The organism is Anabaena sp. CCY 9910 (assembly GCF_963920875.1).
GTDB classification, from domain to species: Bacteria; Cyanobacteriota; Cyanobacteriia; order Cyanobacteriales; family Nostocaceae; genus Trichormus; species Trichormus variabilis.
On sequence record NZ_CAWUDJ010000010.1, the window covers coordinates 37,085 to 52,528 of the forward strand.

12 protein-coding genes are annotated in these 15,444 nt (G+C 41.8%); 7 read left to right on the forward strand and 5 right to left on the reverse strand.

Going from position 1 to position 15,444, the window contains the following annotated elements; translation table 11 throughout:
- Positions 1-273 precede the first annotated feature (273 nt).
- From ACM5QX_RS10295 to gloA, 5 genes are all read right to left on the reverse strand, one after another.
- Positions 274-1,467: a pilus assembly protein PilB gene (locus tag ACM5QX_RS10295; RefSeq protein ID WP_414753429.1), complete on the reverse strand. Its 1,194-nt coding sequence runs from the start codon at positions 1,465-1,467 to the stop codon at positions 274-276.
- A gap of 1,226 nt (positions 1,468-2,693) precedes the next feature.
- Positions 2,694-2,930 (reverse strand): 50S ribosomal protein L28, encoded by a 237-nt coding sequence (rpmB, locus tag ACM5QX_RS10300; RefSeq protein ID WP_011317036.1) that lies wholly within the window; start codon positions 2,928-2,930, stop codon positions 2,694-2,696.
- Between the two features lie 278 nt (positions 2,931-3,208).
- Positions 3,209-5,185, reverse strand: a complete 1,977-nt coding sequence (gene htpG / locus ACM5QX_RS10305) for a molecular chaperone HtpG (protein ID WP_414753430.1) — start codon at positions 5,183-5,185, stop codon at positions 3,209-3,211.
- A 250-nt stretch (positions 5,186-5,435) separates the two neighbouring features.
- Positions 5,436-8,066, reverse strand: a complete 2,631-nt coding sequence (gene clpB / locus ACM5QX_RS10310; RefSeq protein WP_414753431.1) for an ATP-dependent chaperone ClpB — start codon at positions 8,064-8,066, stop codon at positions 5,436-5,438.
- Between the two features lie 585 nt (positions 8,067-8,651).
- Positions 8,652-9,089 carry a lactoylglutathione lyase gene (gene gloA / locus ACM5QX_RS10315; protein ID WP_011317033.1) on the reverse strand — a complete coding sequence of 146 codons (438 nt, stop codon included), beginning with the start codon at positions 9,087-9,089 and terminating at the stop codon, positions 8,652-8,654.
- Positions 9,090-9,370: 281 nt separating this feature from the next.
- On the opposite strand from gloA, the gene ACM5QX_RS10320 reads away from it, so the two are divergent.
- The 7 genes from ACM5QX_RS10320 to ACM5QX_RS10350 all read left to right on the forward strand — a co-directional run bounded on the left by ACM5QX_RS10320 (position 9,371) and on the right by ACM5QX_RS10350 (position 15,426).
- A complete protein-coding gene (locus ACM5QX_RS10320; RefSeq protein WP_011317032.1) occupies positions 9,371-9,964 on the forward strand; it encodes a hypothetical protein in 594 nt (197 codons plus the stop codon).
- A gap of 391 nt (positions 9,965-10,355) precedes the next feature.
- Complete coding sequence (locus ACM5QX_RS10325; RefSeq protein ID WP_010996475.1) at positions 10,356-10,694, forward strand: P-II family nitrogen regulator; 339 nt, start codon at positions 10,356-10,358, stop codon at positions 10,692-10,694.
- Positions 10,695-10,865: 171 nt separating this feature from the next.
- Entirely contained in the window at positions 10,866-11,660 is a 795-nt protein-coding gene (locus tag ACM5QX_RS10330) for a Tab2/Atab2 family RNA-binding protein (RefSeq protein WP_414753432.1), read from the forward strand.
- Positions 11,661-11,724: 64 nt separating this feature from the next.
- Positions 11,725-12,153 (forward strand): thermonuclease family protein, encoded by a 429-nt coding sequence (locus tag ACM5QX_RS10335; protein WP_414753433.1) that lies wholly within the window; start codon positions 11,725-11,727, stop codon positions 12,151-12,153.
- 255 nt (positions 12,154-12,408) lie between these two features.
- On the forward strand, positions 12,409-13,263 hold the full coding sequence (locus ACM5QX_RS10340; RefSeq protein WP_414753434.1) for an aldo/keto reductase: 855 nt from the start codon (positions 12,409-12,411) through the stop codon (positions 13,261-13,263).
- Positions 13,264-13,523: 260 nt separating this feature from the next.
- Positions 13,524-14,519, forward strand: a complete 996-nt coding sequence (gene ilvC / locus ACM5QX_RS10345; protein WP_011317028.1) for a ketol-acid reductoisomerase — start codon at positions 13,524-13,526, stop codon at positions 14,517-14,519.
- Between the two features lie 103 nt (positions 14,520-14,622).
- Positions 14,623-15,426, forward strand: coding sequence for an EndoU domain-containing protein (locus ACM5QX_RS10350; RefSeq protein WP_414753435.1), 804 nt, complete (start codon positions 14,623-14,625; stop codon positions 15,424-15,426).
- Positions 15,427-15,444 lie beyond the last annotated feature (18 nt).

The following is a 15,444-nucleotide window of genomic DNA, read 5'->3' on the forward strand; positions in this document are numbered from 1 at the left end:
TCCGCCGTGAATTTCTGAAGTTAACTGAGCGCTCATAACGTTCTTGAAGAGACACTGCTGGTTGGCGGAGCGTCTCATAGGAAAGTCTGAAGGGTAATTGCTATTTACCATTCCTGATGACCAACTCCCACAAACATTATCAATGTCTAATTAGCCAACTGTTAACCAGAAGCTCTGTAAAAGATAGTCTGGTTGGTCATTACAACATAACAATTATGGTAAAGATCGAAATCAGAGGTTTTACTGACAGCACGATGATTCTCCGTCTGATAGTCATTGATTATTTGCCGTCAGTATTGTGACTTTTTGGCCTAAGCTTTCAACTATTCGAGTAAGGGTAGACAAAGCCTCTGATTGCTCGGCTTTGAGGTGAGGATTCAACAGTAATCGTTGATGTAATTCATGCAACTTATAGCTGAGTTGTTGAGAAATTCCTATAGCATCTCGACTCAGACGATCTAATTGCTGCTGCTGATAAAATTTTAGAGCTGCCCCCCTTAGTACTTGCAGTGTGGCCTCTTCGCCATTTATTCCTGGCATGACACGTATGCGTAATAATAAACTATTGTTTTGGTATTGGCATTCCTTCTCTATCTGTTGTGGTTCTGCGAGTGTACTAAGAGGAAACCCTGCAAAACGTTTTAATTCATTAAGTACGCCTTGAAAAACAGAGAGGGGTAAATTTTCCAATACAGACTGTAAGACTCCATTGTCACTCCAAATAATTCTCCCTTTATATGGTTGTCTTTCCAGATATAAGCGACCAATCCCCCCACCTAAAACTCGTCCCAGCAATTCCTCCAATAGTTTCCTAGAGGGTAAATTGAGTAGTGATTCAATAGGGCTGAATAGTTCTGGAGCTTGTACTTGTAAAACAGTTACATCACTCAGCCGAGGCATTGGCAATTCTTGTTGAACAATGACTTGTGAAGAATCATTTTTAGTTTGAGAATCCTTCTCTGAGTCGGAAGGCACAGAAACATTTATTGATGACTCAGACGGTTTATGTAACTGCTGAACTTCCGGTGAGGGGGTTGTGGCGTTAGGTAGATTAAGCGTGGTGTTTACGCTCTCGGCTAAAATCTCGTCTGCTTCCGGTTTTTCTGCTGGTTTTACCTCTGGAGTGGATGTATTTTTATAGCTGAGGTAAGCGGAAAGTATTGCGCGATGAATGTCAGCAGCGATTTCTTGAGTTTCAATTGTGCTGTTAATATATGAAACGATGCGATTTACATAATCAAATGCGGCGCTATCTCCTAGATTTACCATACCTAGTGATAAGCGGTCATTTTGGTACCTTAAAGGCAAAATCTGGTAGTAGAGGCAAACCTCAAAGGGCAAGATGCTATCAATTAGCTGGAATATTTGCTCTCGTTCGGACTCCTGCTCCCAATTAGTTGGAGTTGTGTTGAGCAATTGTTGTCCATTGGCTCCGGTGTCAGCTGGTTTGCCCTGTGAAGACCACATAGGTTTGCTTGCTTAGTGTTTCTTTATATTCTATTTTGCTCTTCGGCACTTGGCAGTAAATAAATATACTGAGTTCAGTGGATTACAGCCACATTCACTGTTCAAAAATTTTGACTTAGTAAGTCTTGAGTGCAAATCTTCAATTGTATTGAATTTTCGCCAGTATCAAATCGACATGGACACTTATATGTTATCTGGTGGATTTTTAGCCAGTTGTAGTGAAGCGGTGATTCAGTGCTGAGATTTTACTTTCTATCTATGTAGCGTTAATCTACAGCACCTAATCGACAACTGGCGATAGGGTGGGCATCCTAAGGGTTATTTTAGGTAACATTTATCCCTTAGCTGAAGTTCTACTATCCCATGACCCTCTTGTGATCTTATTTAAACTGCTACAACACAGTCTTAGTTGCCAAAATGCCACAAAAATTTTTTGGCGAGTTCTGAGTAAAAAATACTCGCCTCGGCTTTTCTAACAATTTCGATTAGTTTGTTTCACACTATGCACAATAAAGCATTTTTGGCTAGGGTCAGTTTAGAAACTGGTACTCATCAACCGCTTATTTTTATCCGAAAAAAGATATTCTGTATGAGTGCAAGGAGTGATACCTCTAAACTTAAACGTTTGTTACAGTGAATTGCTCTAATGCTTCTCCTGAAAGGCTTACTGCAATTTCAAATGTTACATATGATAAGCAAGATGGTATAAACTTACACGATAAGCGCTTGGTAAGTAAAACTATGAGCGCTTTTTCGTGTATCGTCCAACAGTCCTCTGTTAAAGATTTAAGGTTGCCACGAATTACGTTTTGTAAATCTGTTGATAAGCCTCTGGGTGATTGTAGAGGTTTGATTTACATGGTTATAAATTGGCAAAACTTTGGTTGCAATGGTGATCAGGTAATCTATAGACTGATGTTGATGAGCTATTTTGCTTTTAAATTGCCAGATCCATCGTAAGGGCTGTTGACCGTTGAGCGTTGACAGTTAACAGCCCTTGTTAGTATTTATGCAATTTAGACGCGCATTAGCTTACTGGTAAGCAAGGGCATTGAGGCTAAATTGATACTTCATAATCTTAAGACTATGTGGGTTTATGATTTACCCACATAGGTCTTTGAGGCAGAAGATGTGGCACCAAGGGCAATTTTAATTAGGTATTTTCTGAAGATACGGAAATTAACCAGAAAATAAAATTAGCGAATTCCCAACCTATTATGAGAAGTTTAGTAATGGTTGAGGTTAATCCCAGCTTCTTTTGCCATTGCTTCTAAACCTTTGACTTCTAAGGTTTTAATGGCTTTGGTAGATAGCTTTAGTTTGACCCAACGGTTGCCGCTTGGCCACCAAACGCGCTTGCTTTGCAGGTTTGCTTGTTGTAAGCGTTTGGTGCGACGGTGGGAGTGGGAAACAGCAAAAGCGTTATTTGCCTTTTTACCAGTAAGGTCACATCGACGAGACATTATGTTGTATCTCCAGATTACTATTTAAGTACAGCCTTTCTATTTTAGAAGCTCTGGGACGAATATTGGGGTTACATCAATTCAAAATTCCAAATTCGTCTTGGAAGGCGTGGGTGAAGGAAACCTCCACGTAAGAATTGCCGCAAAATTCAAAATAAATTTGTGTAGTGTGTCTAATGCTGCTTTATTCTAAGCCATCATAGACGTTTAGTGCGCTAGGACTAAAGTCCGTAACGCACTCTAAAACACCCTAGCAGTAATGCTTACAAGATGAGTTGCTAATTTTTGGTTTGTTGTGTCAGCTTAGTGAGTACTTCATTGGAACGTTCCACAAAAGATTTCATTCCGTCTGCGTCAAACCCTTTTTGAGACATCAGCGCCAAATCATAAACGTGTTGGCAGATTAAGTTTACTAGGGGATTTGTTGATGATTGTCCGTCGCCTTGGATAATTGCGCCTTGGTTGAGATTTACCAAGTTTTGAATTAGGGGATGGGCTGTATTCACTAGTAAAATGTGGTCTTCGGGAAACTCGGTATTTTGCTGCTGCATCATGGCGGTCATTTCCCTCATGCGGCGCAGAAATTCTGGTAAAAGAACGATCGCCGGTGGTGTACCTTGAGGATCATCAGACTTGAGCGCTTCTGTGCGAATATTGACTTTAGGTTTATTCAGGGATTTCTCAAATAACTCTTTGATTACCTCACTCTTGGTTTTATTTGTTGTGGGGTCAACAATTTCTCCAGTTTTGTCTTGTTCGAGTAAGGTATTATCTAAGTCAGAGTCTACCCGTGTAAATTTGACATCTTGATATTCCCGCTCTAGGAAGTTGATAAAGTGGGTGTCGATGAAGGAGTCGAGGAACAGCACTTCCAAGCCTTGGTTTTTGTGTAGTTCGATATACGTGGCTTGGGTTGCTTCATCGGTACTGTAGAAGACGCGATTTTCGTGGCGTTCTTTGTTGCGTTCTAAGTATTCTTTCAGGGTTGTGTATGGTAAGCCTGGTGTGGGGGAGTCGGAAGTAGGGGTGACATCTTGCCAAACATCACCTTCTTGGGACTGTACTTCAACGGCTGGTGTTTCGGCTGGTGGTGCTGATTTAAAGGTGGTGCGGAAAATAATGATGTCTTCAACTTGCTTTTTGAATTTCTCGTCGTTGAGAACACCAAATTTGACAAAGGTGCTTAAATCTTTCCAGGCGCTGATGTATTGTTCACGGTCATCGCGGTACAGTTCTTTGAGTCTGTCGCCTACTTTTTTGGCTATATAATCGCCGATTTTGCGGACAGTGCGATCGCCTTGTAAGGCACTACGTGATACATTAAGGGGAATATCCGTACTATCGATTACACCCCGCATGGGTACGAGAAACTGGGGAATAATTTCTTCGCAGTTATCGCTGACGAAAACTTGATTGCAAAATAGTTTGATTTGTCCCTTGGTAACGTCTACATCGGGGCGCATCTTGGGAAAGTAGAGAATCCCGTTGATAATAAAGGGATAGTCAGTATTCAAATGCACCCACAGTAAGGGTTCTTCTTGAAAAGGATAGAGATAGCGGTAAAATTCTAAATAATCTTCTTTCGTCAGGTTACTGGGAGACTCCCGCCACGGTGCTTTTTGCTTGTTTAATACTTCACCATCCAGTTTGATGGGTACTGGCATGAAGTCGCAATAAGTTTTGACCAGGTTTTTCACCCGCGCAGATTCTAAATATTCTTCTTCATCGGGTAACAGAGTCAACGTGATGGTAGTACCGCGAGTGGTGCGGGGTGACTCGTCTAAGGTGAATGCTGGGGAACCGTCACAACTCCAGTGAACAGCTTGCGCCCCTTCTTGATAGGACAGAGTATCAATTTCTACTTTTTGCGCCACCATAAAGGAGGAATAGAAGCCCAGACCAAAGTGACCGATGATTGGCTGGTCTGATTTTCCCTCATATTTATGAATAAACTCTTCTGCACTAGAAAAAGCGACCTGATTAATATATTTTTTGACTTCCTCTGCTGTCATACCGATACCGTTATCGGTGATGGACAGGGTTTTTTTATCTTTGTCGATGGCGAGTTGAATTTCTGGTTCTTCAACTTCTCCCGCATATTCTCCAGCACGAGATACCATTTTCAGCTTTTGGATGGCATCTACGGCGTTAGATACTAATTCCCGCAGGAAAATTTGATGGTCTGAGTAGAGAGATTTTTTGATAATTGGGAAAATATTCTCAGTATGAATACTGATGGTGCCTTGCTCTAGCATGATTTTGATTTTAGTATCTGAAACTATTTGTTTAGTCAAGAAATCTTAGCCTTTTACGATCATGGGTAGATGCCCAGGATATAAAAGAGCGTGATACCAATGAAGATTTTCAACGTATAGTTTAAGCGATCGCGGCTTTTTACCTGGATTGTTTGCCCCCAAGCGGTGATTCGGATTTCCCTACCTGTTATTTAAACGCAGAGGGGCGCGGAGGTTAGCGCAGAGGGAGAATTTTTGAGGATGTTTTGTTTTAGGGAATGGCAACTTTTACTGGTGCTTTATTAGTAAAACTTAAACCATTTTCACCTTGGTCTATGTAAATGGTGTCGCCGGAGATAAAGGTGTTTTCTAATATCTTGGTGGCGAGGGGGTTTTCGATTTCTCGCTGAATGGCTCGTTTGAGGGGGCGTGCGCCGTAAACTGGGTCATAGCCTTTTTCTACTAAGAAATCACAGGCGGCGGCGGAGATTTCAAAGGAGATTTTTTGTTCTCTCAGGAGACTTTCCACCCGTTTGAGTTGAATACGGATGATGTGGCTCATTTCGCTACGACTGAGGGCATGGAAGAGGATTGTATCATCAACGCGGTTGAGAAATTCGGGGCGGAAGTGTGATCGCAAGGCATCCATGACCCGATTCTGCATTGTGTCATACTTGGTATCGTCACCAGACACATCTAAGATATGTTCGCTACCGATGTTACTGGTCATGACAATGACGGTGTTGCGAAAATCTACTGTTCTACCTTGAGAATCAGTAATTCTGCCATCATCCAACACTTGCAATAAAATATTAAACACATCGGGGTGGGCTTTCTCCACTTCATCCAATAAAACCACAGAATAGGGATGGCGGCGCACGGCTTCCGAAAGTTGCCCACCTTCTTCGTAGCCTACATAACCAGGAGGCGCACCAACTAGGCGAGAGACTGAGTGTTTTTCCATATACTCGGACATATCTAAGCGCACTAAAGCATCATCCGAGTCAAAGAGAAACTGGGCTAAAGCACGGGCGAGTTCGGTTTTACCTACACCTGTCGGCCCCATGAATAAGAATGAGCCGATGGGGCGATTGGGGTCTTTCATCCCGGCGCGGGCGCGGCGAATAGCGGCGGAGACTGCTTCCACCGCTTCCTGTTGGCCGATAACCCGTTGGTGTAAATGGCTTTCGAGTTGTAGGAGTTTTTGCCGTTCTGATTCCAACAGGCGATTTACGGGGATACCTGTCCACTTGGCAACAATTTCGGCGATGTCAGCTTCGGTGACTTGTTCACGCAACAAGGTAGAACCTTGGCTTTGTAATTCTAATAATTTCGCTTCTTTAGCTTCGCGATCGCGCTGTACTCCTTCCAGTTTGCCATACTTCAACTGCGCCGCTTTATTCAAATCGTAAGCCCGTTCTGCTTGCTCAATCTGCACCCTTAAAGCGTCTTCTTCTTTTTTTAACAGACTAATTGCTTCTAATACTTGCTTTTCACCTTGCCATTGGTTGTTTAAATCCTGCTGCTTTTCGGTTAAATTGGTGATTTCTAACTCAATTCGCTCCAAACGTTCCTTGGTGGGTGCTGCAACTTTCTCCTCTCCCGCCAAAGACAGTTTTTCCATTTCTAACTGCATCAAACGGCGGTCAATGGCTTCCAAGTCTGCTGGTTTGGAGGTAATCTCCATTTTTAATTGGGCGGCGGCTTCATCGACTAAATCAATGGCTTTATCTGGGAGGAAGCGGTCAGCAATGTACCGGGCTGATAAAGTTGCTGCGGCTACCAGTGCAGAGTCAGAGATTTTCACATTGTGGTGGACTTCGTAGCGCTCCTTCAACCCGCGCAGAATAGAAATTGTATTTTCTACACTTGGTTGATCTACGTACACCTGTTGAAAACGCCGTTCTAAAGCTGCATCTTTTTCGATAAATTTGCGAAACTCATCTAAGGTAGTCGCCCCAATACAACGCAGTTCGCCCCTTGCCAGCATGGGTTTGAGCAAGTTACCCGCATCCATTGCCCCTTGTTGGTTAGAACCAGTACCGACGACGGTGTGTAGTTCATCAATAAATAAAACAATATTACCGTTAGATTCAGTAACTTCCCGGAGGACGGCTTTTAATCGGTCTTCAAATTCACCGCGATATTTTGCCCCAGCAATCAAACTCCCAATATCTAAAGAGATTAATTGACGGTTTTTTAGAGATTCCGGGACATCTCCATTAACTATACGCTGTGCCAAAGCTTCGGCGATCGCTGTCTTACCTACCCCAGGTTCACCAATCAAAACGGGATTATTTTTACTCCGACGAGATAACACCTGAATTACCCGGCGAATTTCATCATCTCGCCCAATTACTGGGTCTAATTTTCCAGATTTGGCCTGTTCTGTCAAATCCCTACCAAATTTCTGTAAGGCTTCATAACGGGATTCTGGATTTTGGTCTGTCACTTTTTGGCTACCACGAACAGCCTTGATACTCGCTTCTATCTTGGCACTGTCTACACTAAAGCCTTTGAGTACCTTCCTACCAACACGTTCATCATCCACAAAAGCTAAAAGTATATGTTCTACAGAGATGTAGCCATCCTTCATTCGCTCCCGAATTTCCTCGGCGCGATCGAGCATAACATCCAAACTGCGACCGAGGTAAAGTTGGTCACTTTTGCCTACTTTCGGTTGACGCTGGGTAAAAGCTTCTAATTGCTGTTGTAAGCGAATCGGATCAATTTCTGCACGACCCAAAATCCGCACGGCTAAACTAGTAGGATCTTCTATCAGAGCCAGAATTAAATGTTCAACGTCTAGCTGTTGTTGTTGATATGCCCGAACTATATCCTGAGATTTGACAATTACTTCCCAGGCTTTATCAGTAAATTTATTAGGATCTGTAGGCTGCATCTTTACGATTTTTAATGTAATATTCCAAACTTTTATTTTGGGTATATAAATTGAGTGACCAAGACAATTCAAAGAGATTCAAGGCTAATTTATTAGCTATTGCGGGAATTTAGATTAAGCTATTCTGCTTTTAAGTTGCACAATCCATCGTGGGGGGTGTTGACTGTTGACACTTAACAGCTAACAGCCCTGATTAGTGGTTATGCAATTTAGACGCGCATTAAGTTAGATGTTTGCTATATCTAGAGGTATTCTTCAATAAAGCTCATTAGACTCAAAAGCTTTACACTTAATTTTTGTTACTCCTCACAGATTGAGTTCTAGATTCCCCTCCCCAAACAATAATTTCAATACTCACAATACTTATCCGCCTACTTATACGGTAGCAGTCGGGCAAACAAAATTGGAGTTATCAATCCACCACCTATTTCCTAATTTAAAACGAAACCACCGCCACAAGCTTACTTTGAAATATGGTGTTGGGAAAAATATTTAGTTTGGTAGAGAGGGGGAGATGAGGGAGTAGGGAAAAAATAAGAGGTAATTTTATTGACTCCCCACTGAGTACTCATCACCCTCTACTCTCTAACCCTGTTTCACTAACTGTTCTGATGAATCTTGTTTGACTGTCTCGCTTTGATTACTCAACTGGATTAGTTCTATCTTGTATCCATCTGGGTCTTCGACGAAAGCAATCACAGTCGAGCCATGCTTCATCGGCCCTGGTTCCCTAACCACCTTACCGCCCTGATTTTTTATAGACTCACAGGTGGCATAAATATCATCTACACCAAGGGCAATATGACCGTAAGCATTACCTAATTCGTACTTATCAACTCCCCAATTGTAGGTTAGTTCTATAACTGTGTTATCGCTCTCATCACCGTAGCCAATAAAAGCTAGGGTAAATTCTCCTCCTGGGTAATCCTTTCTCCGTAGTAACTTCATGCCCAGGACATCACAGTAGAATTTCAAGGACTCTTCCAGGTTACCCACCCGTAGCATTGTATGTAGTAAACGCATAATCACCTTAAGGTTGTTTTCTGTAAAATATTGATTTCTGCCAACATTGTACAGAGGGATTGGGGATTAGGGAGGAGCAGAGGCAAGGGAGCAGGGGGCAAAAATAATGTACAGAAGTTGTATACAACATCCCTACTATTACCCATTGACCAAAGGTGTAAATTTAGATATCTTTGCACTCCGAGCATTTTTCTATTATTCTTGGGCTAGTTTCAGAAGCGATTATCTTTTGATACCATCTCTGATACTCGGATTAATTCATTTTTGATACCAAACAACCGATGCGAACAACCACAGGTTCGGTTAACAGTAATCAGCCAAAACCAAATTCTCCAAGCTATTCCTCCTCCGTACCCCTGTACGTATATCGGGAATTGGCTGCTGAATTAAAAGCAACACAAGACAAGTTAGATGCGCTGACAGCAAAAAATCAACAATTAGCGCAAGAAAATCAAATACTGCGACATGAAATTAGTCAGGTCGTGCAGTCTTTTTTACATCTGCAAAAAGTGGTAGATTATAAAGTCTCAGGTTTTCATCCTGAGATAGAAAAACCGACTATTGACCCATCTATACAGGCACAACCACGCCCACAAGCGGTGCGTTCACGACAACCAGTCGTTCCTGAAGCACCAAACAGCAAGAACCGTCGCGCTGAGTTTTCTGTACCTATCACACAAATTATCTCTCCTACGCCAGATACGGTTTTGATACCAGAGCAGGAAATGGTCTACCAACCTCTGTCTGCTTCAAAAGCAAAGGCTAAAGAACTTAACAGTTGGTGGTTGGCTGTCTGTATCCTATTAATTATGCTGAGTGCTTTTGGTGCTGGGTATTTAATTGTCCGCCCTTTATTTGAACACCAAAGTCGTTAGTGCGAGGAGTCAAGAGGTAGAAGTAGAGGAAATTTGTGTCATCAGATTCTTATCTAAGATTTGGTTTCTACGATGCTGTATATTCGTTATTCTCACTGCCGTTTTGGTTTGTTCTTATTTGTGCTAAATATCTAAAATTAGTTTTTGAATCGCTGCTTTTATTTAATCGTTGGTAAAAGTTACACGGACTACATCGCAAGTTTTTGCGGAAAATAGCATTTTGATATGCCCAACTCAACCCCGATTCCTAAACCACTCATACAGAGCAGATACGGTTAAAAAAAGTTGCAATTCTCATAAGTGTCTTTAAAATAAGGCGAATGTGAAAGTGTCAGACATTGGATCTGGTTAGATATATAAACGAACCTACTAGAAATTAGGAGTCAATGCAATGAAAAAAGTAGAAGCTATTATCCGCCCATTTAAGCTAGACGAAGTGAAAATCGCTTTAGTCAATGCTGGTATTGTGGGTATGACTGTTTCTGAAGTCCGGGGTTTTGGACGGCAGAAAGGACAGACAGAACGCTATCGCGGCTCTGAGTATACTGTGGAGTTTCTGCAAAAACTGAAGGTGGAGATTGTAGTTGAAGATAACCAAGTTGATATGGTTGTTGACAAAATCATTGCTGCTGCTCGTACAGGCGAAATCGGTGATGGTAAAATCTTCATCTCACCCGTAGAACAAGTAATTCGGATTCGTACTGGAGAGAAGAATACAGAAGCCGTGTAAGTAGCGATTATTGTTAGTGTTAGCAGAGCGTTCTGCTCGTGCTGAGTCTTGGTAGAGACGCGTTCAATCGCTGTCTCTACAGAAATTTTTTACTCAAAACATAAAGTTAAGAATTTTATGGTAATACTGAAAAGCAGGCGTGATTACAGCCGTTGAGTAAGAGAGTAGATCATGACTCTGGTTTGGCAAGCAGATTTTTATCGCAGTCCTCAGCAAGATTTAGACGGAAAAATCTTGTGGGAGTTATTAATTTGTGATGTAAATCGTGGTTTCGAGTATACGGCGATTTGTCCCCAGTCAGAAGCTAATTCCAGTTGGTTGACTACTCAAATTCAATTAGCAGCAGGTGAAAAGCTACCAGATATTATCCAAGTTTTTCGCCCCCAGTCTTTGAGTTTGATAGAGACGGCTGGACGCAATTTGGGGATTAATGTCGAACCTCAACGCCAAACCCCAGCTTTGAAACAATGGTTACAAGAAAAGCAATATTCCATAGCAGTAGACAAGCCACCACCAACACCTTTACCAGATAACTTATGGGGTGATGAGTGGCGCTTTGCTAGCATCCAAGCGGGTGACATCGTTGATTTGTTTAGCGATCGCCCAATTCCCATTTTATCTTTACCAGAACCCCTCAAACCAATTAATTTAGGCTTGGCATCAACAGTGGCGATTCCTGGTGTGGTAATTTATGGTGGTAGGCGATCGCTAAATCTAGCTAGATGGATTGCCCAAACCCGCCCAGTAGCCTTGAATTATATTGCCGGTGCGCCTGATGGTTTGATACTGGAAGCTGGTTTGGTGGATAGATGGATTTTAGTTACTTTTGAAGATGCAGAAGTAAAGGCGGCTGCAAAAGTTTATGAACAACGCCAAAAACAAAGTCGGGGATTACATTTTTTATTAGTACAGCCTGATGATTCAGGTATGACTTACACTGGCTTTTGGTTGTTGCAAGCAATATAATCTTGGCTACCTCACCCAAATAGATGAAAAATCGCTCCATCAAAGTATTGATGTACAAAAAATCATGGCTTTACTTGAGCTAATTTTATTACTGGCTACCATCGTAGGTGTAGTAGACGGCAAAACTATCACAGTTAAAAATGATACTGGGCAAACGGCTACAGTCAGACTAGCCTGTATTGATATACCCAAGACAGCTAAACAAAAGTATCATCTAGCGGCTAAACAGAAACTCCAACAATTACTACCATCCCGCACCCCTGTTGTGGTTAGAATTATCAGACCGGATAGTAAAGATATTGCTTTTGGCGAAGTTTATGTAGATAATCGCTCTATCAATCTGCGTTTAGTAGCAGAGGGTAATGCTGTGGTTGATCAAGCATCTCTCGAAGTTTGCGAAGAGACAAAAACACAATACCTCATCGCTGAAGCCAATGCTAAAAATAAACGCCTGGGACTATGGCAACAGTTAAACCCAGCAATTACTAAATAGAGATCAAGATAAATAAGTATAAGTTGTTACGCATTTAAATTGTATATTTCGCACTCAGGTTGTCCATAGTCCAAGCTAGCCTTTGACTCTGGACTCTTGACTATGGACAGCACTGACGCAAGAATATTTGATTTAGGCGCGTATCACCTTAATCCTGGTTACAGAGGACGATTTACCTTACCCTAGATGAATTGTCAAAACCTTCCTGACCCGCTATTAGATAGTTAGTGATGCTATCAAAATCAAGCGAAAAGCATGGAAACTACACAGCTAGGAAAAACAGGTATATTTGTCAGCGCCATTGGCTTGGGTGGAATGCCAATGTCGATATATAATCGACCACCAGAATCAGATTCAATTCAAGTTATTCACCGTGCTTTAGATTTAGGAGTTACATTTATTGACACCGCAGACTCTTACTGTAAGGATGAGTCAGACAAGCACCATAATGAAAGACTAATTCACAAAGCACTTAGCAGTTATCCAGGTGACACCAGCCAGGTGGTTGTGGCGACGAAAGGCGGCTTAATGCGTCCCAACGAAAGTTGGACACGCAACGGAAATCCAGAACATCTGCGTCAAACTATCCGCGTCAGTTTTGAGGCGTTGGGTGGTGAAAAACCGATTGATGTTTGGCAATACCATTTTCCAGACCCAGAATATACGATCGCAGAATCCCTTGCACCTGTGAAAGAAGCTGTGGAAGCAGGTTTGATTCGATTTGTGGGAGTTTCTAATTTTTCTGTGGAACAAATCAAGCAAGCACGGGATGTGGTGGATATTGTCTCAGTGCAGAATCAATATAGTCCTTGGGAAAGACAGCCAGAAAAAGACGGTGTTTTACAATATTGTGAACAAGAAAAACTGACCTTTTTACCTTGGAGTCCCTTTGGTGGTCGTCGTCGCCATCAAGATTTACAGGATATTTCGGCGATCGCCCAATTAGCCAAAGCCAAAGGCGTATCTGTATACTCGATAGTATTGGCATGGTTACGCGCCAAATCTCCCACAATTTTGCCCATCCCCGGCGCAAGCAAAATTTCCAGCATCGAAGATTCAGTCAGCGCTGTAAATGTCAAACTAACTAACGAAGAAGTCCAGAAAATTTAGTTAATAGTCAATAGTCAATAGTCCATAGTCAATAGTTTAAAACCAATTCTCAAAATCATTGAAACAACATCAATCATCTGTGAGGTTACAAGGCCTTGTGCCCCTAAGAGGCTATCTGTTGCTTTCTTTTAGGGAATTGGTAAAACCTTTTATCTTTAGCTAATGACTAATGACTAAACTACTTGTACCCGTGGTAACACAATTTGGGGTAAAATCAAAGACTTGCCAATAAATGATGCTTGCTGACAGGAGATGCTTGTATGGCCCGGATGTACTATGACGAAGATGCCAATTTAGACCTTTTGGCTGGAAAAACCATTGCAATTATCGGCTATGGTTCTCAAGGTCATGCCCACGCTTTAAATTTAAAAGATAGTGGTTTGAATGTGATTGTGGGGCTATATCCGGGTAGTAAGTCAGCAGAAAAAGCCCAAGCAGCTGGGTTAACAGTAAAAAATGTGGCGGATGCTGCTAACGTTGCTGACTTCATCATGATTTTGTTACCCGATGAAGTGCAGAAAACAGTTTACAAAAACGAAATCGAACCAAATCTGCAAGAAGGAAACACTTTAGCTTTTGCTCACGGGTTTAATATTCACTTTGGGCAAGTAGTACCACCTGCGAACGTAGACGTAGTTATGGTAGCACCCAAAGGCCCTGGGCATTTGGTACGACGCACTTACGAACAAGGTCAAGGTGTACCAGCGCTGTTTGCTGTTTATCAAGATGCTAGTGGAAAAGCACGCGATCGCGCCCTATCCTATGCTAAAGGTATCGGTGGCACTCGTGGCGGTGTTTTGGAAACAACTTTCCGCGAAGAAACTGAAACCGATTTGTTCGGTGAACAAGCTGTATTATGCGGTGGTTTGAGTGCTTTAATTAAAGCCGGTTTTGAAACCTTGGTAGAAGCAGGTTATCAACCAGAACTAGCTTATTTTGAATGTCTACACGAAGTTAAATTAATTGTTGACTTGGTAGTAGAAGGCGGTTTAGCCAAAATGCGCGACAGCATTTCTAACACTGCTGAATATGGTGATTACACCCGTGGGCCTCGGATTGTCAACGAACAAACCAAAGCCGAAATGCGGAAGGTTCTCAGCGAAATTCAATCGGGACAATTTGCACGGGAATTTGTGCTAGAAAACCAATCGGGTAAACCCGGATTTACTGCAATGCGCCGTCAAGAAGCTGAACACCCAATTGAAGAAGTTGGTAAAGATTTACGGGCAATGTTTAGCTGGTTGAAGAAAGTTTAAAACATTCTTTTAAATCATTAAAAAAGACGCAACAGCAATCAGAACTGCTTTGCGTCTTTATTTTTTGGTGTTAAATTGTCAGCGAAACACTAAATTTAAATTTATGGCGAACCATAAGTTACAACAACTGCTGAGTATATTTGCTGTTTTCCTATTAACTTATCCACTTACTCAAGCACAAGCACAGCCAGGACTTTTACCTTTTTTTGATAACGAAAATAACCCTGTTCCGGTAAATTTCCCCAGAGGACAACAAGTCGATATCACACCACCACCACCGCAATTAAATTCTTTTGACCAAGCTTTACTACAAACCTGTGGTGCTATTGGGACAAAAGTCAGTCCTAATAAATTTAAAGAATTACTATCTGCTTATCCCAATGTCTTACAAAAGCTGCAAAAAGTTAGCGGTGGTGAGTTGCGTCAAGGTCGCAAGAAAAAAGCCCAATTCCTAGAAGACTTAACTAATATTTGGTTTCAACGTAAAGGTTTTGAACATATCTTTTGCGGAGAAATATATAACGCCAATGATATTGGTGGCTTACATTTTCATGGAAGATATTTACAGTTACAAAACCAGGGTATTGGCGGACGTTTACCAAGTAATCAAAGGCGGGAAGAAGTGGTTCCCGGCGTGATTTACACATTAGGTGTGGTAATTAAACAAGGAAATCGGACAGTTACAGATGTAATTAAAGGTTATGGCTATCTCAGCAACGCCGAGGAAATGCTTGTAGATGCAACCCAAGCGTTTAAAAAACAGGGAAATAAAGAAGGCGCTTGTATTTATAATGTCCGTGATCAAGAAACAGGTAAAACTTTTCCTACAGTTTTTGTGAGGAAAGACAAGGCAATTATTACTTATTATCCTGATGCTACTCCTCAAGGGGCAAGGTGTAGACAGTAATGCCGTTTTGTAATGAAG

Coding starts and splice junctions, on each gene's coding strand:
- ACM5QX_RS10340 (WP_414753434.1), top strand. CDS start 12,409: ATGGAAACTACACAGCTAGGAAAAACAGGTATATTTGTCAGCGCCATT.
- rpmB (WP_011317036.1), bottom strand. CDS start 2,930: ATGTCTCGTCGATGTGACCTTACTGGTAAAAAGGCAAATAACGCTTTT.
- htpG (WP_414753430.1), bottom strand. CDS start 5,185: ATGCTAGAGCAAGGCACCATCAGTATTCATACTGAGAATATTTTCCCA.
- ACM5QX_RS10330 (WP_414753432.1), top strand. CDS start 10,866: ATGACTCTGGTTTGGCAAGCAGATTTTTATCGCAGTCCTCAGCAAGAT.
- clpB (WP_414753431.1), bottom strand. CDS start 8,066: ATGCAGCCTACAGATCCTAATAAATTTACTGATAAAGCCTGGGAAGTA.
- gloA (WP_011317033.1), bottom strand. CDS start 9,089: ATGCGTTTACTACATACAATGCTACGGGTGGGTAACCTGGAAGAGTCC.
- ACM5QX_RS10325 (WP_010996475.1), top strand. CDS start 10,356: ATGAAAAAAGTAGAAGCTATTATCCGCCCATTTAAGCTAGACGAAGTG.
- ACM5QX_RS10320 (WP_011317032.1), top strand. CDS start 9,371: ATGCGAACAACCACAGGTTCGGTTAACAGTAATCAGCCAAAACCAAAT.
- ACM5QX_RS10295 (WP_414753429.1), bottom strand. CDS start 1,467: ATGTGGTCTTCACAGGGCAAACCAGCTGACACCGGAGCCAATGGACAA.
- ilvC (WP_011317028.1), top strand. CDS start 13,524: ATGGCCCGGATGTACTATGACGAAGATGCCAATTTAGACCTTTTGGCT.
- ACM5QX_RS10335 (WP_414753433.1), top strand. CDS start 11,725: ATGGCTTTACTTGAGCTAATTTTATTACTGGCTACCATCGTAGGTGTA.
- ACM5QX_RS10350 (WP_414753435.1), top strand. CDS start 14,623: ATGGCGAACCATAAGTTACAACAACTGCTGAGTATATTTGCTGTTTTC.